The organism is Devosia sp. 67-54 (genome assembly GCF_001899075.1).
GTDB lineage: Bacteria > Pseudomonadota > Alphaproteobacteria > Rhizobiales > Devosiaceae > Devosia_A.
Window position 1 is genome coordinate 200,211 of sequence record NZ_MKVA01000008.1, and the last position, 19,853, is coordinate 220,063.

General features: G+C 67.4%; 22 protein-coding genes and 1 pseudogene. 17 read left to right on the forward strand and 6 right to left on the reverse strand.

The features are described from left to right. Positions 1 to 437: 437 nt before the first annotated feature. Entirely contained in the window at positions 438 to 722 is a 285-nt protein-coding gene (locus BGO82_RS14200) for a BolA family protein (RefSeq protein WP_291306261.1), read from the reverse strand. Positions 723 to 771: 49 nt separating this feature from the next. Here BGO82_RS14200 and BGO82_RS14205 point away from each other — a divergent pair, with 49 nt between their 5' ends. From BGO82_RS14205 to BGO82_RS14240, 8 genes and pseudogenes are all read left to right on the forward strand, one after another. Next, positions 772 to 1,413 (forward strand): J domain-containing protein, encoded by a 642-nt coding sequence (locus tag BGO82_RS14205; protein ID WP_291306262.1) that lies wholly within the window; start codon positions 772 to 774, stop codon positions 1,411 to 1,413. Between the two features lie 18 nt (positions 1,414 to 1,431). After that, a complete protein-coding gene (locus BGO82_RS14210) occupies positions 1,432 to 2,106 on the forward strand; it encodes a hypothetical protein (protein ID WP_291306263.1) in 675 nt (224 codons plus the stop codon). Positions 2,107 to 2,283: 177 nt separating this feature from the next. Continuing rightward, on the forward strand, positions 2,284 to 3,261 hold the full coding sequence (cobS, locus tag BGO82_RS14215; protein WP_291306264.1) for a cobaltochelatase subunit CobS: 978 nt from the start codon (positions 2,284 to 2,286) through the stop codon (positions 3,259 to 3,261). Positions 3,262 to 3,277: 16 nt separating this feature from the next. Further along, positions 3,278 to 4,027 (forward strand): class I SAM-dependent methyltransferase, encoded by a 750-nt coding sequence (locus BGO82_RS14220; RefSeq protein WP_291306265.1) that lies wholly within the window; start codon positions 3,278 to 3,280, stop codon positions 4,025 to 4,027. Then, positions 4,027 to 5,916: a cobaltochelatase subunit CobT gene (cobT, locus tag BGO82_RS14225; protein WP_291306266.1), complete on the forward strand. Its 1,890-nt coding sequence runs from the start codon at positions 4,027 to 4,029 to the stop codon at positions 5,914 to 5,916. The genes BGO82_RS14220 and cobT overlap by 1 nt, the downstream gene beginning before the upstream one ends. After that, positions 5,913 to 6,899, forward strand: coding sequence for an esterase-like activity of phytase family protein (locus BGO82_RS14230; protein WP_291306267.1), 987 nt, complete (start codon positions 5,913 to 5,915; stop codon positions 6,897 to 6,899). The genes cobT and BGO82_RS14230 overlap by 4 nt, the downstream gene beginning before the upstream one ends. A 31-nt stretch (positions 6,900 to 6,930) precedes the next feature. Beyond that, positions 6,931 to 7,170, forward strand: coding sequence for a DUF4160 domain-containing protein (locus BGO82_RS14235; protein ID WP_291306268.1), 240 nt, complete (start codon positions 6,931 to 6,933; stop codon positions 7,168 to 7,170). After that, a pseudogene (locus BGO82_RS14240) lies at positions 7,163 to 7,561 on the forward strand (DUF2442 domain-containing protein); the annotation flags it as partial. The gene BGO82_RS14235 and the pseudogene BGO82_RS14240, both read left to right, overlap by 8 nt. A gap of 10 nt (positions 7,562 to 7,571) precedes the next feature. Here the strand turns inward: BGO82_RS14240 and BGO82_RS14245 are convergent. Both BGO82_RS14245 and rpmB read right to left on the reverse strand, forming a co-directional pair. Continuing rightward, entirely contained in the window at positions 7,572 to 8,207 is a 636-nt protein-coding gene (locus BGO82_RS14245; protein ID WP_291306269.1) for a queuosine precursor transporter, read from the reverse strand. A gap of 104 nt (positions 8,208 to 8,311) precedes the next feature. Continuing rightward, entirely contained in the window at positions 8,312 to 8,596 is a 285-nt protein-coding gene (gene rpmB / locus BGO82_RS14250; RefSeq protein WP_291306270.1) for a 50S ribosomal protein L28, read from the reverse strand. A gap of 211 nt (positions 8,597 to 8,807) precedes the next feature. Between rpmB and BGO82_RS14255 the strand changes: the two genes are divergently transcribed. Continuing rightward, positions 8,808 to 9,596, forward strand: a complete 789-nt coding sequence (locus BGO82_RS14255; protein WP_291306271.1) for a DUF3108 domain-containing protein — start codon at positions 8,808 to 8,810, stop codon at positions 9,594 to 9,596. A gap of 6 nt (positions 9,597 to 9,602) precedes the next feature. Here the strand turns inward: BGO82_RS14255 and BGO82_RS14260 are convergent, their stop codons facing one another. Then, entirely contained in the window at positions 9,603 to 10,679 is a 1,077-nt protein-coding gene (locus BGO82_RS14260) for a flavodoxin family protein (RefSeq protein ID WP_291306272.1), read from the reverse strand. Positions 10,680 to 11,263: 584 nt separating this feature from the next. On the opposite strand from BGO82_RS14260, the gene BGO82_RS14265 reads away from it, so the two are divergent. The 8 genes from BGO82_RS14265 (at position 11,264) to BGO82_RS14300 (ending at position 17,213) form a co-directional block, all read left to right on the forward strand. After that, complete coding sequence (locus BGO82_RS14265) at positions 11,264 to 11,527, forward strand: type II toxin-antitoxin system RelB/DinJ family antitoxin (protein ID WP_291306273.1); 264 nt, start codon at positions 11,264 to 11,266, stop codon at positions 11,525 to 11,527. Then, positions 11,514 to 11,795: a type II toxin-antitoxin system YafQ family toxin gene (locus BGO82_RS14270; protein WP_291306487.1), complete on the forward strand. Its 282-nt coding sequence runs from the start codon at positions 11,514 to 11,516 to the stop codon at positions 11,793 to 11,795. Before BGO82_RS14265 ends, BGO82_RS14270 begins: the two co-directional genes overlap by 14 nt. Positions 11,796 to 11,920: 125 nt before the next feature. Next, positions 11,921 to 14,995, forward strand: a complete 3,075-nt coding sequence (locus BGO82_RS14275) for a helicase-related protein (RefSeq protein ID WP_291306274.1) — start codon at positions 11,921 to 11,923, stop codon at positions 14,993 to 14,995. Between the two features lie 3 nt (positions 14,996 to 14,998). After that, entirely contained in the window at positions 14,999 to 15,277 is a 279-nt protein-coding gene (locus tag BGO82_RS14280) for an RNA-binding S4 domain-containing protein (RefSeq protein WP_291306275.1), read from the forward strand. Between the two features lie 18 nt (positions 15,278 to 15,295). After that, positions 15,296 to 15,565: an antitoxin MazE family protein gene (locus tag BGO82_RS14285; RefSeq protein ID WP_291306276.1), complete on the forward strand. Its 270-nt coding sequence runs from the start codon at positions 15,296 to 15,298 to the stop codon at positions 15,563 to 15,565. Then, positions 15,562 to 15,891: a type II toxin-antitoxin system PemK/MazF family toxin gene (locus BGO82_RS14290; RefSeq protein WP_291306277.1), complete on the forward strand. Its 330-nt coding sequence runs from the start codon at positions 15,562 to 15,564 to the stop codon at positions 15,889 to 15,891. Before BGO82_RS14285 ends, BGO82_RS14290 begins: the two co-directional genes overlap by 4 nt. A 136-nt stretch (positions 15,892 to 16,027) precedes the next feature. After that, entirely contained in the window at positions 16,028 to 16,366 is a 339-nt protein-coding gene (fdxA, locus tag BGO82_RS14295; RefSeq protein ID WP_291306278.1) for a ferredoxin FdxA, read from the forward strand. Positions 16,367 to 16,652: 286 nt separating this feature from the next. After that, entirely contained in the window at positions 16,653 to 17,213 is a 561-nt protein-coding gene (locus BGO82_RS14300; RefSeq protein ID WP_291306279.1) for a CarD family transcriptional regulator, read from the forward strand. Positions 17,214 to 17,419: 206 nt separating this feature from the next. Here BGO82_RS14300 and BGO82_RS14305 read toward each other — a convergent pair whose 3' ends face one another. After that, positions 17,420 to 18,883 (reverse strand): M48 family metalloprotease, encoded by a 1,464-nt coding sequence (locus BGO82_RS14305; RefSeq protein ID WP_291306280.1) that lies wholly within the window; start codon positions 18,881 to 18,883, stop codon positions 17,420 to 17,422. After that, positions 18,880 to 19,662, reverse strand: coding sequence for a thermonuclease family protein (locus BGO82_RS14310; RefSeq protein WP_291306281.1), 783 nt, complete (start codon positions 19,660 to 19,662; stop codon positions 18,880 to 18,882). Before BGO82_RS14310 ends, BGO82_RS14305 begins: the two co-directional genes overlap by 4 nt. Positions 19,663 to 19,853 lie beyond the last annotated feature (191 nt).

Genomic DNA, 19,853 nt, shown 5'->3' on the forward strand with positions numbered 1-19,853 from the left:
TCACCCCGGCAGCGCGTATGGAACGCGTGGTTGCCTCCAAGTCGGGGTCCAGGTCGACGAACTACAAACCGCTGGGCCACGCTCTTTGCGGGAGCGCAGCGACGCCGGAGGGACGGACCCGGGGGTCCATCCATCCCTCCCCGGCGAGAGGGAGGGAAGCTTGGGGATGGGGTGTCAGCGCGCGCGCAAAGCCCGCTGCAGCGACATTTTCATTGCGCCCTCCTGAAGCTGCCTGCCCAGCAAGTGCTAGAAAGCGAGGGGGGCGACACTTTGCTCGTGGCGTGGCACGCGGCCACGAGCGGGCCGGGATTGCGCCGTACTTTGGTAAGGTTGCCGCCGCAACGCCTGGAATTCGGCTTGTCCCGTCACAACATAGTCAACGCCACAGCGCTGCCGCAAACCGGTGCTCCAGCCCCGGCACCCGCGATTTTTTCGGCTCAGGCACGCGGCATTTCGCGCTGTGGCGACGCCGATACCTCGATGGCGAGGGCGTGCACGCCCGCCGCGAATTCGTCGCCGAGCGCATCGGTGATGGCCCGGTGCTGCGCCACCCGGCTCATGCCGGCGAGGCTGCGGGCGGCGATGCGGACGCGGAAATGCGTTTCGCCTTCCGGCCGCGATCCGGCGTGCCCTTGATGTCGTGAACTTTCATCGATCACTTCAAGATGCTCGGGGACGAATTTGGCAGAAAGTTTTGCAACAATCGCGTCGCGAACAGGCATATGGGTACCCCTCTTGGGCGTTCGGCATTTCGGGACGTAACTAGGACTGATGACTATCGATTCCAAGCTCTTCGACCGCATCCGCATCCAGCCGCGGCACAATGCGCCGGACCCGCGTCCGGAGGTGCCCGATTGCGCCTGGGAGGGCTGCGACCAGCCCGGCCTCTACAAGGCCCCCAAGGGCCACCGCTTCGAGGGCGAGTACCACCATTTCTGCCTCGAGCACGTGCGGCACTACAACACCGCCTTCAACTTCTTTTCCGGCATGACCGACAAGGAGCGCGAGGAGCATCTGTACCGCACCGCCGAGACCGACGGGCGCCCGAGCTGGGGCCTGGGCAGCAAGCCCGGCGCCTATGCCGGCCCGCGCATGCCCAAGCGCGACAGCAGCGGCGCCGGACAGCGCCGCTTCTCCGACCCGCTGCATGTGTGGGCCCGCTACCGCCGCGCCAACGCCCGCGGCCCGCAGGCCGAGCGCGAGATCAAGCTGCACGAGAACGACCGTCGCGCCTTCGAGACGCTGGGGTTCAAGACCGGCGCCAAATCCGACGAGATCAAGCGCGCCTACAAGGCCCTGGTGAAGATCCACCACCCGGACGCCAATGGCGGCGACAAGGCCTCGGAAGAACGGCTGCGCTCGATCATCGCCGCCTATTCGCACCTCAAGACCAAGGGCTTCGTCGGCGCCTGAGCCGACCAGGGACGCGCCATGCTGCCATGGGTGGAACTGGGCACAGCGACGGTTCCCGGCGACGGCGCGCGCCTCAGGCTGACGCAGCGCGGCAGCGAGTTCTGCATCTTCGCCGGCACCAACCCGCTGATGAACAGCCGCATGTCCGGCTCGGAGGAAGACCTCGCGACGCTGAGCTGGGGCCGCATCGGGTCGCGCCGCAACGCTCGCGTGCTGATCGGCGGCCTCGGCATGGGCTTCACCCTGCGCGCCGCGCTGGCGGCGATGCCCGCCGACGTGCGCATCGGCGTGGTCGAGCTGGTGCCCGAGATCGTCGCCTGGGCGCGCGGCCCGCTGGCGCCGCTGTTCGCCGGCTGCCTCGACGATCCACGCGTCGACATCGAGGTGACCGACGTGGCCGCGGTGATCGGCCGCGCCAGGGCGGCCTATGACGCCATCCTGCTCGACGTCGACAACGGCCCCGAAGGGCTGAGCCGCGACGGCAATGACGGGCTCTATACGCTGCCCGGCCTCGCCCGCGCGAAAGCCGCGCTGACGCCGGGCGGCGTGCTCGCGACATGGTCGGCGCATCCGGACGAACGCTTCACCCGCCGGCTGAGCAAGGCCGGCTTCGCCGCCGAAGCGGTGCGGGTGCGGGCCCGGCATGGCGGCCGCGGCGCGCGGCACACCATCTGGCTGGCGACACGGCGCTAGGCGCCGATCCGCCCAATACGGGGCAAAAGCCTTGGATTCGCGGGCTCCGGCGCCTATATCCGGGGGGCGAAAGCGGGGGCGAAACGGCCCCTACCCACCCATAAACGATGCTGCTATAGAGCCCGCACCCCCTCGGGCGCGCCCTGCCGCCTCGAAACTCCTCAAGAGTCCCAGGAAATGGCCGATTATACGAACCTGCCGAACAAGGAATTTTCTGTCCGCGAGACCTTCGGCATCGACACCGACATGAAGGTCATGGGCTATGCCGAGACCGATCCGCATACCCCGCCGACCGATCCGGACTATCTGTTCGACCGCAACACCACGCTCGCCATCCTGGCCGGCTTCGCCTTCAACCGCCGCGTGATGGTGCAGGGCTACCACGGCACCGGCAAGTCGACGCATATCGAGCAGGTCGCGGCGCGCCTCAACTGGCCGCTGGTCCGCGTCAACCTCGACGCGCATGTGAGCCGCATCGACCTCGTCGGCAAGGACGCGATCGTGCTCAAGGACGGCAAGCAGGTGACCGAGTTCCGCGACGGCATCCTGCCCTGGGCGGTGCAGAACAACATCGCGCTGGTGTTCGACGAATACGACGCCGGCCGCCCCGACGTGATGTTCGTGATCCAGCGCGTGCTCGAATCCTCGGGCCGGCTGACGCTGCTCGACCAGAACCGCGTCATCACCCCGCACCCGGCCTTCCGCCTGTTCGCCACCACCAACACCATCGGGCTGGGCGACACGTCGGGCCTTTATCACGGCACGCAGCAGATCAACCAGGGCCAGATGGACCGCTGGTCGATCGTCACCACGCTCAACTATCTGCCGCACGACAAGGAAGCGGGCATCGTGCTCGCCAAGGCCAAGTCGTACCAGAACGAGAAGGGGCGCAAGACCGTGGCCAACATGGTGCGCCTCGCCGACCTCACCCGGCAGGCCTTCATCAACGGCGACCTCAGCACGGTGATGAGCCCGCGCACGGTGATCACCTGGGCCGAGAACGCGCAAATCTTCGGCGACCTCGGCTTCGCCTTCCGGCTGACCTTCCTCAACAAATGCGACGAGCTCGAGCGCCCGGTGGTGGCCGAGTTCTACCAGCGCGTGTTCGGCGAGGACCTGCCGGAGAGCGCCGCGAATTTGGCGGTCACCGCCTGATCGGGCACTGGCAGCAATGGCGCAGAACATCTACGACGATCCGGCGTTCTTTGCCGGCTACAGCGACTTCCCGCGCTCGCGCCTCGGCCTCGACGGCACGGCGGAGTGGGAGTCGTTTCGCGCCCTGCTGCCGCCCATCGCCGGTAAGCGCGTCGTCGAGCTCGGCTGCGGCTTCGGCCATCTGAGCCGCTGGCTCGCGGCCGAAGGCGCGCAACGCGTGCTGGCCTACGATCTGTCGGAAAAGATGCTGGCTGCCGCCCGCGCCGCCAGCGCCGATGCCGCCATCGACTACCGCCGCGCCGACCTCGACACGCTGGTGCTCGAGCCGCAGAGCGCCGACCTCGTGGTCAGCGCGCTGACCCTGCACTACCTCGCCGACTTCACCCGCATCACGACGATGATCCATACCGCGCTGGTGCCGGGCGGCGATCTCGTGTTCTCGGTCGAGCATCCGATCTATGCGGCGCGCGCCGTTCCGGAATGGGTGCCGGCGAGCGATGGCCGCGACGCCTTCGCCATCGCCGACTACAGCGTCGAGGGTCCGCGCCGCACCGACTGGATCGTCGACGGCGTGGTGAAGTACCACCGCACTCTCGCCACCATGCTCAACACCCTCGCCGGCGCCGGCTTCACCTGCCGCGCGATAAACGAGTGGCGGCCGAGCGAGGCGCAGCTCGCAGCCAATCCCGATTGGGCGGCGACCGAACTCACCCGGCCGATGTTCCTCATCGTGGCGGTGCACAGGCCCGAGGGACGCTCGCACTGATGGCACAAGCTCCGCGCAGCAAGGCGAACAAGCCCGACACCACCCAGGCGTTCAAGAGCGCCATGGGCGCGGCGGTGCGCGCCGTCGCGGCAAAGCCCGAGCTCGAGGTGAGCTTTTCGGCCGACCGGCCGCTACTGACCTCCGACAAGGCGCGGCTCGCCAACCTGCCGCGCCTGCCGACGCGCCGCGACGTCGCCATCGCCCGCGGCCAGGGCGACGCCATGGCCATGCGGCTCGCCAGCCACGACCCCGACGTGCACCGTCGCCGCTCGCCGGCCGAGCCCGAGGCGCGCGCCGCCTTCGATGCGCTCGAGCAGGCGCGGGTCGAGGCGCTGGGCTGCATCCGCATGCCGGGCATGGTTGGCAACATCCACGAGATGCTGGACGACCGGCTGTTCCGCGCCAACCTCGCCGAGGTCGCCAACAAGGACGATGCGCCGCTGGCCGAAGCGCTGGGCCTGATCCTGCGCGAAAAGCTCGCCGGGGTGACGATTCCGCCCTCGGGCAATGCGCTGGTCGAATTGTGGAAGAAGGAGATCGAGCAGAAGGCCGGCCTGTCGCTGACCTCGCTGCTGCAGCAATACGAGAACCAGGAACTGTTCGCGCGCGCCGCGCGGCACGTGCTGCGCGACCTGAACCTCGTTCCGGAGGGCGAGCTCGACGACGCCGATGGCGACAGCGACGACGACAGGGGCGACGACCAGGACCCCGAGCGCGGCCAGGACGACGACAAGACGCCCGAGCAGGGCGAGGGCGAGAGCGAGGACGCCGAGGCCGAAGAGGATCAGGCGCCCGGCGACAGCGACGAGACCGGCGAAACCGAAGGCACCGACCAGGACTTCACCGAGACCGACGACGACCAGCCCGGCGAGGCGGGCGACGAAGCTCCCTTGCCGCCCCCCGGCGCCAACGCCAAGGAATTCTCCAACCAGTTCAACTACAAGATCTTCACCCAGAAATTCGACGAGATCGTCAAGGCGGCCGAGCTCTGTCCGCCCGAGGAGCTCGATCAGCTCCGCGCCCTGCTCGACAAGCAGCTCGAAAACCTCGCCGGCGCCGTGGCGCGGCTCGCCAACAAGCTGCAGCGCCGCCTGATGGCGCAGCAGAGCCGGAGCTGGGAGTTCGACCTCGAAGAGGGCCTGCTCGATACCGCGCGCCTCACCCGCGTGGTCACCGACCCGCTCGGCGCGCTGAGCTTCAAGCACGAGCGCGACACCGATTTCCGCGACACCGTGGTGACGCTGCTGATCGACAATTCCGGCTCGATGCGCGGCCGCCCGATCACCATTGCGGCGATCTGCGGCGATATCCTCGCGCGTACGCTCGAGCGCTGCGGCGTCAAGGTCGAGATCCTGGGCTTCACCACCCGCGCCTGGAAGGGCGGCAAGAGCCGCGAGGCCTGGCTCGAGGCGGGCCGGCCCGCCAATCCCGGCCGCGTCAACGACATCCGCCACATCATCTACAAGGGCGCCGACGAGCCGTGGCGGCACGCCCGGCGCAATCTCGGGCTGATGATGCGCGAGGGCCTGCTGAAGGAGAACATCGACGGCGAGGCGCTCGACTGGGCGAGGAAGCGCCTGATGGCGCGGCCCGAAAACCGCCGCATCCTGATGGTCATCTCCGACGGCGCGCCGGTCGACGATTCGACGCAGAGCGTCAACGCCGGCAACTACCTCGAGGCGCATTTGCGGCAGGTGATCGAAGACATCGAGACCAGAACGCCGATCCAGCTGGTGGCGGTGGGCATCGGCCACGACGTGACCCGCTACTATCGCCGCGCCGTGACGCTGCTCGATGCCGAGGAGCTGGCGGGGGCCCTGACCGACGAGCTCGCGGCGCTGTTCGACGAAGAGCCGCCGTCGGAGTTCCGCAGGACCCGCTACGCATGAGGCGCTGGGCGGCGGCCCTGGCCGCCCTGCTCCTTGCGTCCCCTGCCCTCGCCGAGGACGTGACCGTCAATGCCGTGCAATTGTCGCGCTTCGCCGGCGTCGGCCTGGGCGAACGCACGCAGGGCCTGATCTTCCGTGGCGGCCTCGAGCTCAACAGCGTCGCCGACACCTTCGGCGGCCTCTCCGGCGTCGGCTTCGTCGGCACCGAGGGCCGGCTGGTGATGGTCTCGGACCGCGGCAATTTCGTCTCCGGGCAGTTGCTCTACGACGACAACGGCGCGCCGCTGTCGCTGATCGGCGTCGCCATCAACCCGATCCAGAATTCCAAGGGCGCCGACCTGCCACGCGCCTTCGCCCGCGACGCCGAGGCGCTGACCGTGATCGAGCGGCCGGGCAAGGCGCCGGTGGTCCGCGTCGGCTTCGAAAATCTCACCCGCGTCGCCGATTTCCGCATCGACAATGGCGTGCCCACGGGGCCGGCCACGGAGGTCGCCATCCCCGACTGGCTGACCAGGACGCGCACCAATGAATCGCTCGAGGCGGTGTGCGTGGCGCCGCCCGCCTCGCCGGTCGCGGGCTCGACCCTGCTGCTGACCGAAGGCGTCATCGTCGGCGACGGCCTGCACGCCGCCTGGCTGCTCGGCCGCAACGACAAGGGGCCGCTGAGCTACCGGTCCGGCAGCGCCACGGCGCCCACCGACTGCGCCTTCCTGCCCAATGGCGATCTGCTGGTGCTCGAACGCGGCGTGGTGCTGATCAACTTCGCCATGCGGCTGGTGCGCGTTCCCGCCACCGAAGTGCGCCCCGGCGCCGAGCTCAAGGGCGAGGTGCTGTTCGAGTTGACCGGCGGCGACATCGACAACATGGAGGGCCTCGCCGTGCACCGCACCCCGTCCGGCGACACTCGCATCACCCTGGTCTCGGACAACAATTTCAACGACTGGGAACGCAGCCTGCTGCTGGAGTTCAGCCTGCCGGATTGAAAAACCCAACGCGTTGGGTTATGGATGGCCCATGATCGTCATCCTGCGTGCGCACGGCCTGCGGATTGTCATCTTTACCGATGATCATCCGCCTCCGCACGTTCACGTGATTGGCGATGGTCAGGCAAAGATCAGGCTCGCGGAAGTTGGAGGAAAGCCCGAGGTGCTAGAGGCCACAGGCATGAAAGCGAGCAGCCTCAAGAAGGCCTTACAGGCTGTCACGGACCACCAGGAAATGCTGATGGAGAGATGGAGGCAGATTCATGGTTGAGTTGTCGAAGGCTGAATATGATGCCGCCATCGAGCGCGGGCGAATTGCCGAGCTTACGGAACCGCGCGCCAAATCCGCCCACTACGACCGTAAGTCGGGTCGGGTTGTCATCGACCTGAAGAATGGAAGCACGTTCGCATTTCCGGCCAGGTTGGCGCAGGGGCTCGCGGACGCAACGGACGAGCAGCTTGCCGACATCGAGGTGTTGGGTACTGGCTTCGGATTGCACTGGGAAGCGCTGGACGTTGACTTCACCGTGCCCGGTCTGCTCGCGGGCATTTTCGGAACGCGCAAATATATGGCGCGGCTCGCCGGCCGGGCGACATCGCCGGCGAAGGCAGCGGCAGCGCGTGCCAATGGGGCCAAGGGCGGGCGGCCGCGCAAGGCGGCCGCCGCGAGCGTTACGCCGCAGCCGGCCGCAACGGCATCACCGCGTTCATCAGCAGGCGGTAAGGCATCAGCAACAGTAGTGCGGCCAAGAACTTCACGCTGAAATCGCCGCTGGCGAGCGACAGCCACAGCGGCACCTCGGCGCCCACGCCGAGCCACGGCGCGCCCATGCCGAGCGATCCGTCGGCCATGCCGAACCAGGTATCCACCACGCCGAAGGCCGGCGCGAAGGCGATGGAAAAGAAGATCGCCGTATCGATCAGCGATCCCAGCAGCGAGGCGCTGAGCGGCGGCACCAGCCAGAAGCGGTTCCTGAGCCGCGAGAACACGGCGATGTCGAGCAACTGCCCGACGAGGAACGCCGTGGCCGAGGCGATGGCGATGCGCGGCGTCGACAGATAGGCCGACAGGCACAGCGCCACCGCGAACCCGACCAGCACCACGGCGCGCGCCCGGCGCGGCCCGTCATAGCGGTTGGTGAGGTCGGAGACGAGGAAGGCGAAGGGATAGGTGAAGGCGCCCCAGGTGAGGATGTCGCCCAGATGGATCGAGCCGAGATCGGCCTGGACCGGAAACTGCACCAGGATGTTGGACGCGGTGACGACCGCGATCATGGCGGCGACCGCCATGGCGAAGCGAGCGAACATATCGCACCTTTCTGTAACGGGCCGTCCGGCATGAGACCGGCGCCCGGAAAAGCGAACCGCGCCGGCCGGGAGGCAGGCGCGGTCGAAACTTAGCCGAGAACGGCTCAGGCGGCGAGAGCGGCCCGCACTTCCTTTTTCAGCGCCAGCGCGTTCGGCGACAGGTCGGCGTCGTCGGCCTTGACCAGGAACGCATCGAGCCCGCCGCGGTGCTCGACCGAGCGCAGCGCGTTGGCCGAAATGCGCAGCTTGACCGTGCGCCCCAGCGCGTCGGAAATCAGCGACACGTTGAGCAGGTTGGGAAGGAAGCGGCGCTTGGTGCGGTTGAGGGCGTGGCTCACATTGTTGCCCACCATCACACCCTTGCCGGTCAGCTCGCAGCGGCGTGCCATCTTGAAAATCCTGTCAAAACGGCCCGGTGGCGGGGATTTTCCCGCGGCGGGCCTGAGGTCTACCTTGATCGAGGCGCTTCCATAGAGAAACCAGCCATTTTCGTCAAGAGAAGCCATGCGTGAACGCCTTGCGCCCCCGCGGCGGCGCAGGCAGTTTGGGGCTTCGCCGCGATTCGCCCCTCCCGGGGCCGTTCGAGCCCGAGGGTCCGACTTGGCCATTGCCCGCCTCTGCAAGACGCTGTCCGCCACCCTGGCATTGTCGCTGGTTCTCGCTGGTAGCGTGCTGGCCGACACGGCGGCCACCGCCAGCTATGTCGTGAACCTGGGCGGCAACATCATCGCCACCGCCAATTTCAAGTTCGCGGTGACCGGCGCCGCCTACGATCTCGACCTCAACGCCACGGTGAGCGGCTTCGCGCAATTGGTGGCCGCCGGCACCGCCCGGGCGTCGTCGGACGGCGCCGTGACCGGCGACGGCCTCGTCTCCAACGCCTTCAACCTCACCACCCATTCGGGCGGCGACGAATTCCGCGTGCAGGTGACCTACGCCAATTCCAATGTGAGCGCCTTCGTCGTCACCCCGCCTATCGTCAACAACATCAACCGCATCCCGATCGAGCGCGGGCAGTTGCTGGGCGTCAACGACTTCCTCGCCTCGTTCGTGCTCAAGGGCGACAGGCTCGACCGTTCGCTGTGCAGCCGGCACGCGCCGATCTTCACCGGCATCGAGCGGTTCGATCTCAATTTCAGCTACGCCAAGGACGACGTGGCGACCAGTCCGCGCACCGGCTACCAGGGGCCGGTGGTGCTGTGCAAGGTGAAGTACAAGCCGATCTCGGGCCACTACACCACCAGCGAACTGACCAACGCGCTGGCCCAGGACGACCGTATCCTGGTCTGGTTCGCGCCGCTGCGCGATACCGGCTACTTCGTCCCCTACCGGGTGCTGCTCACCACCTCGATGGGCGATCTGTCGATGGTGCTGACGAGCCTCAACTGAGCGGCGTCATTTCTGCCGCGGCGGCGTGAGCGCCGCCCCCGCGCTGGTCCAGCGGCCCGCCTGCTGCGCCACGAGCGCCTCCGCCAAAGTCGCGGCCGCCTGCCGGACCTCGCCCTGGATCTCGAGGTTGCGGTCGAGCGCCTCGTGCGAGGTGGCATAGGGCTCCCAATAGCCGATATAGCGGTCGAGCTCGGCCTTGTTGCCCGCCGCTTCGAGCTGCATGAAGCCGAGCCAGTCGCCGAGCGAGCGCCGCACGTTCTCGGCGCCTTCGACGTCGCCGTGTACGACCACCGAGAACAGCCGGCCGGCGAGATGGCGCGGATAGTCCCAGCCGCCGAGCTCGAGCGCCTTGGCCTCGGACACCGTCTTGCCGTGCGTGCTGGTCGGGTCCGGATTGCCGCCATCGGCGCACACCAGCCGATCCATCATCAGCTTGATCGGCGATGTCGGCGCATACCAGTTGACCGGCGACACGATCATGATGCCGTGCGCCCGCACCCACATCGGGTAGATCTCGTTCATCCAGTCCTGCGTCTGCCCGAGCGAGTAGTTGGGATAGCAGGAGCACGGCCAGTGGCAGAGCGCCGCCGCGGTGGAAAAGCACGCCTTGCACGGATGGATGTTGCGCCCGTATTCGGACGCGAGCCGGCTGAGATCGAGCACCTCGGTGACGAGGCCGGCCTGCTCGATCGCGACGCGCGCCATGTCGATGAGGCGCCAGCTCTTCGAGCTTTCGCCCGGACAGGTGTGCTCGCTGCGCGACGAGCCGTTGATCAGCAGCACGCGGCGCGGCCCCGGTGCGTCGTGCTGGCGCTGCGCCGCCTCAATGGCGGCCTTCGCCTCGAGCCAGTCGATGGCGAGGTCGTAGTCGGGATCGGCGTAGCCCGGCCCTGCCTTGCGGGTGCGTGGCGATTTGCGCGAATGCGTGTAGCCGTCCCATGCCGCCTGCGCGACGGCGTCGAGCTCGCGCGTGAGGACGTCGAACGCCGGGTCGATGAACTGCGCCGCGAAGCGCCGCTTGAACTCCGCCTCCCCGAGCGTGGCATCGGGCATGATTTTGCGCGCCGGCGGGGTATCGACCATGGTGGCTCCTTCCAAATCTCGAAGGAGAAGCAAGCGGCAACGCGTCCGGTTCCGGTCCGACCCGCTCCGACTGACCGAAACGGAGACAGCGCGGCCCGCACGATGCGGGCGGCGAGCAGATTCTGGCGCTGCCGTCACAATTATGGTTAGCGGCGGGTAAAGATTTCGCCCGTGCCGTTCTGGGACGGTCAACGGCTTTTTTGCCAACGGGCGGCGCCAAGGCCGCGGCGCGGCGGGGCAGCGATCGTGACGAGCCGCGAAAACTTTGCCGCCGGCGCCTTTACCTCTCGTTTACCTCTTCGCGAGTCGGCGCCGAAGCTGGCGAAAATCAATAAAATCGTAAGCAGTGTGAACGGCCTTGCCGCGTTTTCGACCGCCCGGAGCCACGCTTTTGCCGGAGTTGGGGCGACTCGCTGCTCTACCCACCAGATGTAGCGGGGAACAAACCGGCATTTCCGAGTCGCCGCCGATTCTCCCCCTGTTCGTTCTCATTTTGTTTCAGTTGTTAACGAACGCGACCTTGCCGATACCAGAAAAGAGGCCTAACTGTATTGCAGTGAAATACGATTGAAGGTGGTGACCATATGGCTGCAAGTCGCATGGTGCAGGCCCGGGTACCGGGGGAAATCCAGGACGTTGCCAATCAGGTCATTCAGGCCTCGGGCCTGACGGTGAGCGACGTGGTGCGGGTCCTCATGACGCGGATCGCGCAGGACAAGGCGATTCCGGCCGCGCTGTTCCAGCCCAACGCCGAAACGCTGGAAGCGTTCGCGGAGACCGAGCGCGGCGCCACCAAGCGCTTCGACACGGTGGATGCGCTGTTCGACGATCTCCATGCGGACGATTGAACGCACGGTCGCCTTCAAGCGGGATTTCAAGCGCGAAGCAAAGGGGCGGCACCGGGAGATTCTCGAGACGGAATTGCGCCGGCTCATCGCGGCACTTGCCAGCGACGAACCGCTGGAGCCGCGCCACCGGGACCATCCCCTCTCCAGCGACTGGAAGGACTACCGCGACTGCCATGTCAGGCCCGATCTGGTATTGATCTACCGGCTCATCGGGGACGATCGGCTCATCCTCGTCCGGCTCGGCTCGCATTCGGAGCTCAATCTGTGAGGCAGCGACGGGGCCGTTCCTTCGCGTGAAGACACGCGGCGTGCAACGTTGTTTGCCGACGGGCGTATCGTTGCCATGCCGATCCCCCTAGGCCCGCGGCGCATCCTCCCCTACATAGGCCGGCGATGACCGACGCCTCCTCCCTCAAGGCCATCCTTGGGCCCACCAATACGGGCAAGACCTATTTCGCCATCGAGCGGATGCTGGCGCACCGCACGGGGATGATCGGGCTGCCGCTGCGCCTGCTCGCGCGCGAGGTCTATGGCCGCGTCGCCGACCGCGTCGGCAAGGACATCGTGGCGCTGGTCACCGGCGAGGAGCGCATCGTCCCCCCGAAGGCCCGCTACTGGGTGGCGACGGTGGAGGCCATGCCGCTCGACATGCCGGTCGAGTGCCTGGCCGTCGACGAGATCCAGGTGGCGACCGATTTCGACCGCGGCCACGTCTTCACCGACCGGATGCTCAACGCCCGCGGCGCGCACGAGACGCTGCTGCTCGGCGCCGCCACCATGGCGCCGCTGATCCGCACCCTGCTGCCCGACGCCGAGATCGTCTACCGGCCGCGCTTTTCGACGCTGCTCTATGCCGGCAGCAGGAAGATCTCGCGCCAGCCGGCGCGCTCGGCCATCGTCGCCTTCTCGGCCCGCGAGGTCTATGCCATCGCCGAACTGATCCGGCGCGAGCGCGGCGGCGCCGCGGTGGTGATGGGCGCGCTCAGTCCGCGGACGCGCAACGCCCAGGTCGAGATGTACCAGAACGGCGACGTCGACTTCCTGGTCGCCACCGACGCCATCGGCATGGGCCTCAACCTCGACGTGCACCACGTCGCCTTCGCCGACGACCGCAAATTCGACGGCCACCAGACGCGGCCGCTGACGCCGGCCGAGTTCGGCCAGATCGCGGGGCGCGCCGGCCGGCACATGCACAACGGCACCTTCGGGGTCACCGGCAACGCCGCGCCGTTCGAGGAGGACCTGGTGGTGGCGCTCGAGGGCCACGATTTCGAGCCGGTGCGACAGGTGCAATGGCGCAACAGCGTGCTCGACTTCACCTCGCTTGAGGCGCTGCGGAAAAGCCTCGAGGTCACGCCCGACCACAAGGCGCTGACCCGCGTGCCGATCGCCACCGACCAGCAGGCGCTGGAGTTCGTGGCCCGCAACGAAGGCGGCGATCTCGCCATTGGCCGCGCAAATGTCGAATTGTTGTGGCAGTGCTGCGCGCTTCCCGACTACCGCGACATTTCACCGGCACAGCATGGCGAGATCATCACCCGCATTTATACCGATTTGCGCCGGTACGGCGCAGTGGCGACCGACTGGATTGCCGAGCAGGTGCGTTTCTGCGACAACGCCTCCGGCGACATCGATACGCTCAGCAACCGGATCCGCCAGATCCGCACCTGGACCTACGTCGCCAACCGGAAAAACTGGCTTGAAGACCCTCTGCATTGGCGCGAAAAGACCCGTGACATCGAGGACCGGCTGAGTGACGCGCTGCACGAGCGGCTCACGCAGCGTTTTGTGGACCGGCGCACCAGTGTGTTGATGCGTCACTTGCGAGACAGATCCATGGCTACCCCCGAAATCAACGACCACGGCGAGATCAGTCTCGAAGGGCACGTTATCGGCTCTATCCAGGGCTTCAGGTTTACCCTCGCCCGTTCCGACGGCGACACCGACGCCAAGGGCCTCGCGAGCGCGGCGCAGCAGGTCATCGCGCCCGAGATCGCCCGGCGCGCCGACCGGCTGGCCGGAGCGCCGAACGAGGAGTTCGTGCTGTCGACCGACGGTCAGATGCGCTGGCGCGGCGAAGTCGTCGCCGCGCTCGCCGAGGGCGATGGCCTCTATGCGCCACGGCTGATCGTGCTCGCCGACGAGAGCCTCACCGGCCCCGATCTCGAACGCGTGCAGGACCGGCTGCAGCTCTGGCTGCGCCACCACGTCAACACCGTGCTCGAGCCGGTGCTGCAGCTCGAGGCGCCGGCCGACCTCGACGGCAGCGCCCGCGGCCTCGCCTATCGGCTGTACGAAAATCTCGGCCTCCTGCCGCGGCAGATGGTGGCCGACGAGGTCAAGGCGCTCGACCAGGACGTGCGCGCCAAACTGCGCAAGCTCGGCGTCAAGTTCGGCGCCTACCACATCTACGTGCCGCTGGCGCTGAAGCCGGCGCCGCGCGAGCTGGCGCTGATCCTGTTCGCACTGAAGAACGGCGGGCTGCGCCAGCCGGGCGTGAGCGAGCTGCCGCACATCGTGCTCTCCGGCAGAACATCGTTCCAGATCGATCCGGAAATCTCGCCCAGGCTGTATGAGGTCGCCGGCTTCAAGGTGGCCGGCAAGCGCGCCGTGCGCGTCGACATCCTCGAGCGGCTGGCCGACATCATCCGGCCGCTGATCGCGCTCGATGCGCGGACGCATCAGGGCGAGGCGCCGGCCGGCGCCGCCGAGGGCAACGGCTTCCGCGTCACGGTGGAGATGACGTCGCTGCTGGGCACCGCCGGCGAGGACTTCAACTCCATCCTGACCTCGCTCGGCTATCGCGTGCGCCGCACCCCCAAGGTCGCGGCGCCGCCGGCCGAGGTGACGCCGCCGGTCGCGACCGAAGCACAGCTCGATGCGTCGGCGGAGTCGTCGGCCAGCAGCGAGGCCGCCCAAACGGTCGAGGGCGCCGCAACGCCGGCGACGCCGCCGGCAGAGGCGGCAGATGTCGAGACCGCCAGCGCCGATCTCGGCGCCGCCCCACCGCCGCCGGAAACCGCCGAGCCGGCACCTGCCGAGCCTGCACCTTCCGAAGACGCAGTCGTGGCCGCCGGGGTCGAGCCGGCCGAGCCGGAATTCGACGAGGTCTGGTTCCCGGGCGGCCGGCGTCCCGACAATCCGCGCCACGGCAAGCGTCCGCATCGCGACGGCGCCGAGGGCGCCGACGGCGCCCGGCCGCCGCGCCGCTTCAACCGCGACGGCGCCGCGCCGCGTCCCGAGAGCGGCGACAAGGCCGGCGCGCCGAACCGGCCGGCCTTCGACAAGCGCCCCAAGCGCTTCGGCGACGACAAGAAGCCGTTCGAGGGCAAGAAATTTGCCGGCAAGCGCGCCGACCGCGACGACGACTGGAAGCAGCACCGGCCGCGCGACAAGCGCGAGGCGCCGCTCGATCCGGATTCGCCCTGGGCGGCGCTGGCGGCGCTGCGCAATCCCAAGCCCGAATAGCGCTTGGGCAAGCAGCGCCTCGACAGATGGCTGTTCTTTTCGCGCGCGGTGAAATCGCGCACGCTGGCGCAGAAGCTGATCGAGGCCGGGGCGGTGCGGGTGAATTCCGCCCGCGAGACCCGCACCGACTGCCAGGTGGGCGAGGGCGACGTGCTGACCATGACCATCCAGTCGCGCCTGCTGGTGTGGAAGATCCGCGCCGCCGGGGAGCGCCGCGGCCCGCCGGCCGAAGCGCAGGCGCTGTACGAGGATCTGTCGCCGGACTTGAGCGCGGGCGGCTGAAGCGTTACATGTAACGCTATGAGCACGCCGCAGAACAAGCCGCGATCGTCATCCGCCAAGCGCGTGGCCGCCTACCGGCAGCGCATGCGCGACGCCGGACTGGTGCCCCGGACGATCTGGGTGCCGGATCTGAAGGATCCCAATGTTGCGGGGGAAATCGAGCGCGCCTGCAAGGCGATCGCGAACAATGTCGAACAGGAAGAAGAGATCATGGCCTGGATTGATGCGGTAACCGCTGATCTCGATCTTGGCCCCATCCCGGACTATCGGCTTCCGGACGAATCGTGATCCGGCGCGGCTCGATCGTCCTCGTGGCGCTCTCCGGAGACTATGGAAAGCCGCGCCCCGCGGTGGTTGTCCAGGCGGATATCGACCGAGACCTCGTCACCCGGATTGTCTGTCCCATTACCTCAGACGTGCATGAGAACCAGCAGCCGATCCGACCGATTGTCGACGCCAGCGCCGGCAATGGCCTGCGGCTACGCTCACAGGTCATGGTGGACAAACCTCACGTTGCCCTCGTGCGCAAGCTCGGCGACCCGATCGGTACGCTGGCGCCAGCCGAGATCGCCGCAGTGGACAGTGCCCTGGCGATCCTGCTTGGCCTCGCCTGAAAACGATCTTCCGTCCGGGGCTTGATCGCGGGAAATCCGCGCTCTTTGGCTCACTTGCGAGCCATTCTAAAAAGCGTTAGCACCGCTGGCGACCGCCGGCCTCTCCCGCCGCGCGCCAAGGACTTTCCTGCCGCACATGACCTACATCGTCACGGACAACTGCATTAAGTGCAAATACATGGACTGCGTCGAGGTTTGCCCCGTCGACTGCTTCTATGAAGGCGAGAACATGCTCGTCATCCATCCGGACGAATGTATCGATTGCGGCGTCTGCGAGCCCGAATGCCCGGCCGAGGCGATCAAGCCCGATACCGAGCCCGGCCTCGACAAATGGCTGGACGTGAACGCGAAATACGCCTCCGCCTGGCCCAACATCACCGAAAAGAAGGAACCGCCGGCCGACGCCAAGGAGTTCGACGGCGTCGAGGGCAAGTTCGAGAAGTACTTTTCGGAAGCCCCTGGCGAAGGCGACTGAGACTGCCCATATTCTGGACAGTTCCAGCAATCGGACGCCCCCGGCTCGCGCCAAATTAACGCACTGATTCGGCAATTTTGATTTTGCCGGAAAAATGTGCTACGGTCCTAACTATCGATGCAGCAACCAGCCCTGTGCCTCGCGGCACTCTTTTTTTGACCTTGTCGAACACCAGATCAACCGGACGGTCCAGCGGAGACCGGACGGCGGCAGGGGCTTGCTGCAAAAAGTAACAAGGACGGTCTTCCGCAAAGAACCGGTCCGGGCGGCGTCAAAGGAGTATCTCATGGTAGCCAAGAAGTCTGTGCAGCGGCTCGGATTCAAGACCGGAGAATATATCGTCTACCCGTCTCACGGCGTGGGCATGATCACCTCGATCGACGAGCAGGAAGTGGCGGGGCTGAAGCTCGAACTGTTCGTGATCTCGTTCGAGCAGGACAAGCTGACGCTGCGCGTCCCGACCGCCAAGATCAAATCGGTCGGCATGCGCAAGCTGTCCGAGGAGCCGGTGGTCAAGAAGGCGCTCGAGACGGTGACCGGCCGCGCCCGGGTGAAGCGCACCATGTGGTCGCGCCGTGCCCAGGAATACGAAGCCAAGATCAATTCCGGCGACCTCATCGCCATCTCGGAAGTGGTGCGCGACCTCTACCGCTCCGACGACCAGCCGGAGCAGTCCTACTCCGAGCGCCAGCTGTTCGAGCAGGCGATGGACCGGATGAGCCGCGAGATCGGTGCGGTCAACAAGCTGACCCTGACCGAGGCCGTGCAACTGATCGAAAAGCAGTTGCAGAAGGCCCCGCGCCGCGGCCCGCGCACCGAGCCCGACGCCGAGGAAGCCGCCGCATAGGCGGCTCGCTCAAACGAAAATGCAAAGGCCGGCAGCGATGCCGGCCTTTTGTTTCGGCGGTTGTGGCTCCTCATCCGGCTTCGCTCCGAAGCCGCGCTACCCCGCGATGCCTACGGCAAGCGTTGTTATGTGACCGGGATAGCAGTCAGCCTCACTTCGACTGCGGCAATCGTGCTGGCACCATCGTCGAGACGCCAAAGCCCGCCTCAGTTCACCGTGATGATCTTGTAGGCCGCGCCCGGCGTCACCGGATCGCCCGGGTAGAGGTTGTTGAGGATGTAGAACAGATTGGTCGCGTCCTTGACCGCGCCCATGCGGCGGGCGAGGGAATCGGCGCTGTCCACCGGCCCGGCCACCACCGTCTTGATGTTGAGCGTGTGGATCTGGCGGAGGTCGGCGGTGGAGGTGGCGCGGAAGCTCTGCAGCGTCTGCTCGGCGCCGCGCGCGAACAACTCGCTGTCGATGCGGGCGGCGAAGATGAAGCGGTACACGGCGCTGCCGTAGCGCACCACCTCGACGCGGAAATTCCACTGGTCGGTCTTGGCGATGCCCGAGGCGGTGTCGAAGCCGTTGATGGAGCGGTTCTGCACCGAATTGGGAACGAGCCCGGCAATCCAGCCCGAGCGCAGATAGTCGGCGAGCGCCATGGTGGTGGGCACCTGGGCGCTGTCGAAGCGCACCGCCTCGCCGTCGCCGGCGACGCCCACCACGGCGCCGTTGGAGATCTGCAGATTGTAGCCCTTGGGCACCGTGAAGGTGAATTTGAGCGAGGGCTGGATGAAGCGCTGCCCGGCGATCGCCCCCTGCTGCGGGCTGTCGCCATAGATCATGCCGTCGATCGCCGCCATGTATTCGGGGCGGCCCTGCTGGCCGATGCCCGGCGCGCCGAAGAAGCTGCGCGCGATCTCGGTCGCCTTCTGGATGCGGTCGGGCGTCGAGGGATGCGAGCTCAGGAAGTCGGCTCCCTGGTCGGCACCGCCGGACGTGTATTGCGCGAACCGGCCCATGGCGCCGAGGAAGCGCGCCGCCGCATGCGGATCGAACCCCGCTTTGCCGGCGATCATGATGCCTTCCTTGTCGGCCGCCAGCTCCTGCGCCTGGCTGAAGGCGGCGAGCGACAGCTGCGCCTTGTTGGCCGACTGGTCGGTCGAGGGATCGCCGCCGAACACCCCGCTCACCACCTTGTCGACCAGCGCCGTGGTGCGGATGCGGTTGGTGCGCGCCTGCGCGTGCTTGAGGATGACGTGCGAGATCTCGTGCGCCAGCACCGCCGCCAGCTCGCTCTGGTCGTTGGCCAGCGCCAGGATGCCGCGCGTCACGTAGATGTAGCCGCCGGGCAGCGCGAAGGCGTTGACGATGGGGCTGTCGAGGATGGTGACGGTGAATTTGGTGTTGGGCTGGTCGGCCGCCGACAGCAGTTTGCTGACGATCTGCGCCAGCATGATCTCGGCCGGCCGGTCGGAGTAGATGCCGCCATAGGAAGCGACGATCCGGGGATTTTCGCGTGCCCCGATGATGTCGTCCTCGGGATCGCCCGTGTCGGAGACGAGCGGCGCCAGCGGGCCGGTGCCCGGCGCCACCGGGGCGCCCGGACCGAGCACGCTCGAGCAGCCGGCGAGGATCGCGAGGGCAGCCAGGACCAGCAGGCGGGACACGGTGCGCGCGCTCATGGAACCGCCAGCACCTCGATCTGCTCGGGGTGCGTGATGGCGACGCGCGGCCCGTCCTTGAGGTCGATCCAGCCGCGCACGCGCACCAGCGCGCCGCCGAGCTTGAGCGGGTCGAGCCCCTCGTCGCTGAACAGGCGCAATGCCTTCGCCTCGATCACGGCGGTGAAGTCCTCTTTGTAGTGGCGGCCGAAATTCAGATAGACGCGGCCACCGCTCTTGCCGGCCTCGAGCACGCGCCCCTCGACCAGCTCGTAATGTCCCGAAAGCGTCGAAAAATCCGCCGGCCGCCCGGCTCGGCGCACCCTGTAATAGGGATCGCCCCAGATGCCAAGGGCGGCGAGGCGCGCTTTCCCCTCCGCCGCGAACAACTCCGGCAGGCAGGCGCGGTTGTCGGGGAAGGAGTAGACCCGCGCCATGCCGCGGCCCAGCATCTGCTGCTGCACCCAGAGCTCCGGCGTCGTGGCGACGAACACCTGCGCCAGCAGCCGGCCGTAGCGGTCCTTCTCCTCGCCGCCATAGCGCAGCAGCACCGGTTTGCCGAGCGCCAGCTCGCTGAGGGCCTGGCTGGATTCGGCCGCCTTCGGCCAGTCCTCGAGGCCGGGCCGGCCGAGCGCCAGATGCGGCGCCTGGATGCCGATCAGCCGGACCACGAGGCCATTGTCGAGCAGCAGCGTGTCGCCGTCGACGATCCGGGTGACCGTACCCCTGGGACCATCGCGCAGGCCCTCGCAGGCCGACGCCAGCGGCATCGACATCAGCGACACGACGACGGCACCCAAGACGGCATTGTGAACGCGCAAATCCGGCCCCACCCGATCGATGACCATCCTGCAGCAGAATACGGCGAAAATCCCGTTCCGGTTGCGCATGGCGGCTGCGCGAGGCGATCACGTCTCGTGCTGCGGCGAGGCGCCGCGTGCGATTGCGGCCGCACCGAACCATTCGCCGCGCTAGACGTTTGCCTCCGGTC

Bases quoted from the DNA above. Each gene is read 5' to 3' on its own strand.
- BGO82_RS14270 (WP_291306487.1), top strand. From the start codon at position 11,514: ATGCGGACGATTGAACGCACGGTCGCCTTCAAGCGGGATTTCAAGCGC.
- cobT (WP_291306266.1), top strand. From the start codon at position 4,027: ATGGCACAAGCTCCGCGCAGCAAGGCGAACAAGCCCGACACCACCCAG.
- BGO82_RS14300 (WP_291306279.1), top strand. From the start codon at position 16,653: ATGGTAGCCAAGAAGTCTGTGCAGCGGCTCGGATTCAAGACCGGAGAA.
- BGO82_RS14285 (WP_291306276.1), top strand. From the start codon at position 15,296: ATGAGCACGCCGCAGAACAAGCCGCGATCGTCATCCGCCAAGCGCGTG.
- fdxA (WP_291306278.1), top strand. From the start codon at position 16,028: ATGACCTACATCGTCACGGACAACTGCATTAAGTGCAAATACATGGAC.
- BGO82_RS14230 (WP_291306267.1), top strand. From the start codon at position 5,913: ATGAGGCGCTGGGCGGCGGCCCTGGCCGCCCTGCTCCTTGCGTCCCCT.
- BGO82_RS14200 (WP_291306261.1), bottom strand. From the start codon at position 722: ATGCCTGTTCGCGACGCGATTGTTGCAAAACTTTCTGCCAAATTCGTC.
- BGO82_RS14260 (WP_291306272.1), bottom strand. From the start codon at position 10,679: ATGGTCGATACCCCGCCGGCGCGCAAAATCATGCCCGATGCCACGCTC.
- cobS (WP_291306264.1), top strand. From the start codon at position 2,284: ATGGCCGATTATACGAACCTGCCGAACAAGGAATTTTCTGTCCGCGAG.
- BGO82_RS14220 (WP_291306265.1), top strand. From the start codon at position 3,278: ATGGCGCAGAACATCTACGACGATCCGGCGTTCTTTGCCGGCTACAGC.
- BGO82_RS14210 (WP_291306263.1), top strand. From the start codon at position 1,432: ATGCTGCCATGGGTGGAACTGGGCACAGCGACGGTTCCCGGCGACGGC.
- BGO82_RS14245 (WP_291306269.1), bottom strand. From the start codon at position 8,207: ATGTTCGCTCGCTTCGCCATGGCGGTCGCCGCCATGATCGCGGTCGTC.
- BGO82_RS14275 (WP_291306274.1), top strand. From the start codon at position 11,921: ATGACCGACGCCTCCTCCCTCAAGGCCATCCTTGGGCCCACCAATACG.
- BGO82_RS14235 (WP_291306268.1), top strand. From the start codon at position 6,931: ATGATCGTCATCCTGCGTGCGCACGGCCTGCGGATTGTCATCTTTACC.
- BGO82_RS14305 (WP_291306280.1), bottom strand. From the start codon at position 18,883: ATGAGCGCGCGCACCGTGTCCCGCCTGCTGGTCCTGGCTGCCCTCGCG.
- rpmB (WP_291306270.1), bottom strand. From the start codon at position 8,596: ATGGCACGCCGCTGCGAGCTGACCGGCAAGGGTGTGATGGTGGGCAAC.
- BGO82_RS14205 (WP_291306262.1), top strand. From the start codon at position 772: ATGACTATCGATTCCAAGCTCTTCGACCGCATCCGCATCCAGCCGCGG.
- BGO82_RS14265 (WP_291306273.1), top strand. From the start codon at position 11,264: ATGGCTGCAAGTCGCATGGTGCAGGCCCGGGTACCGGGGGAAATCCAG.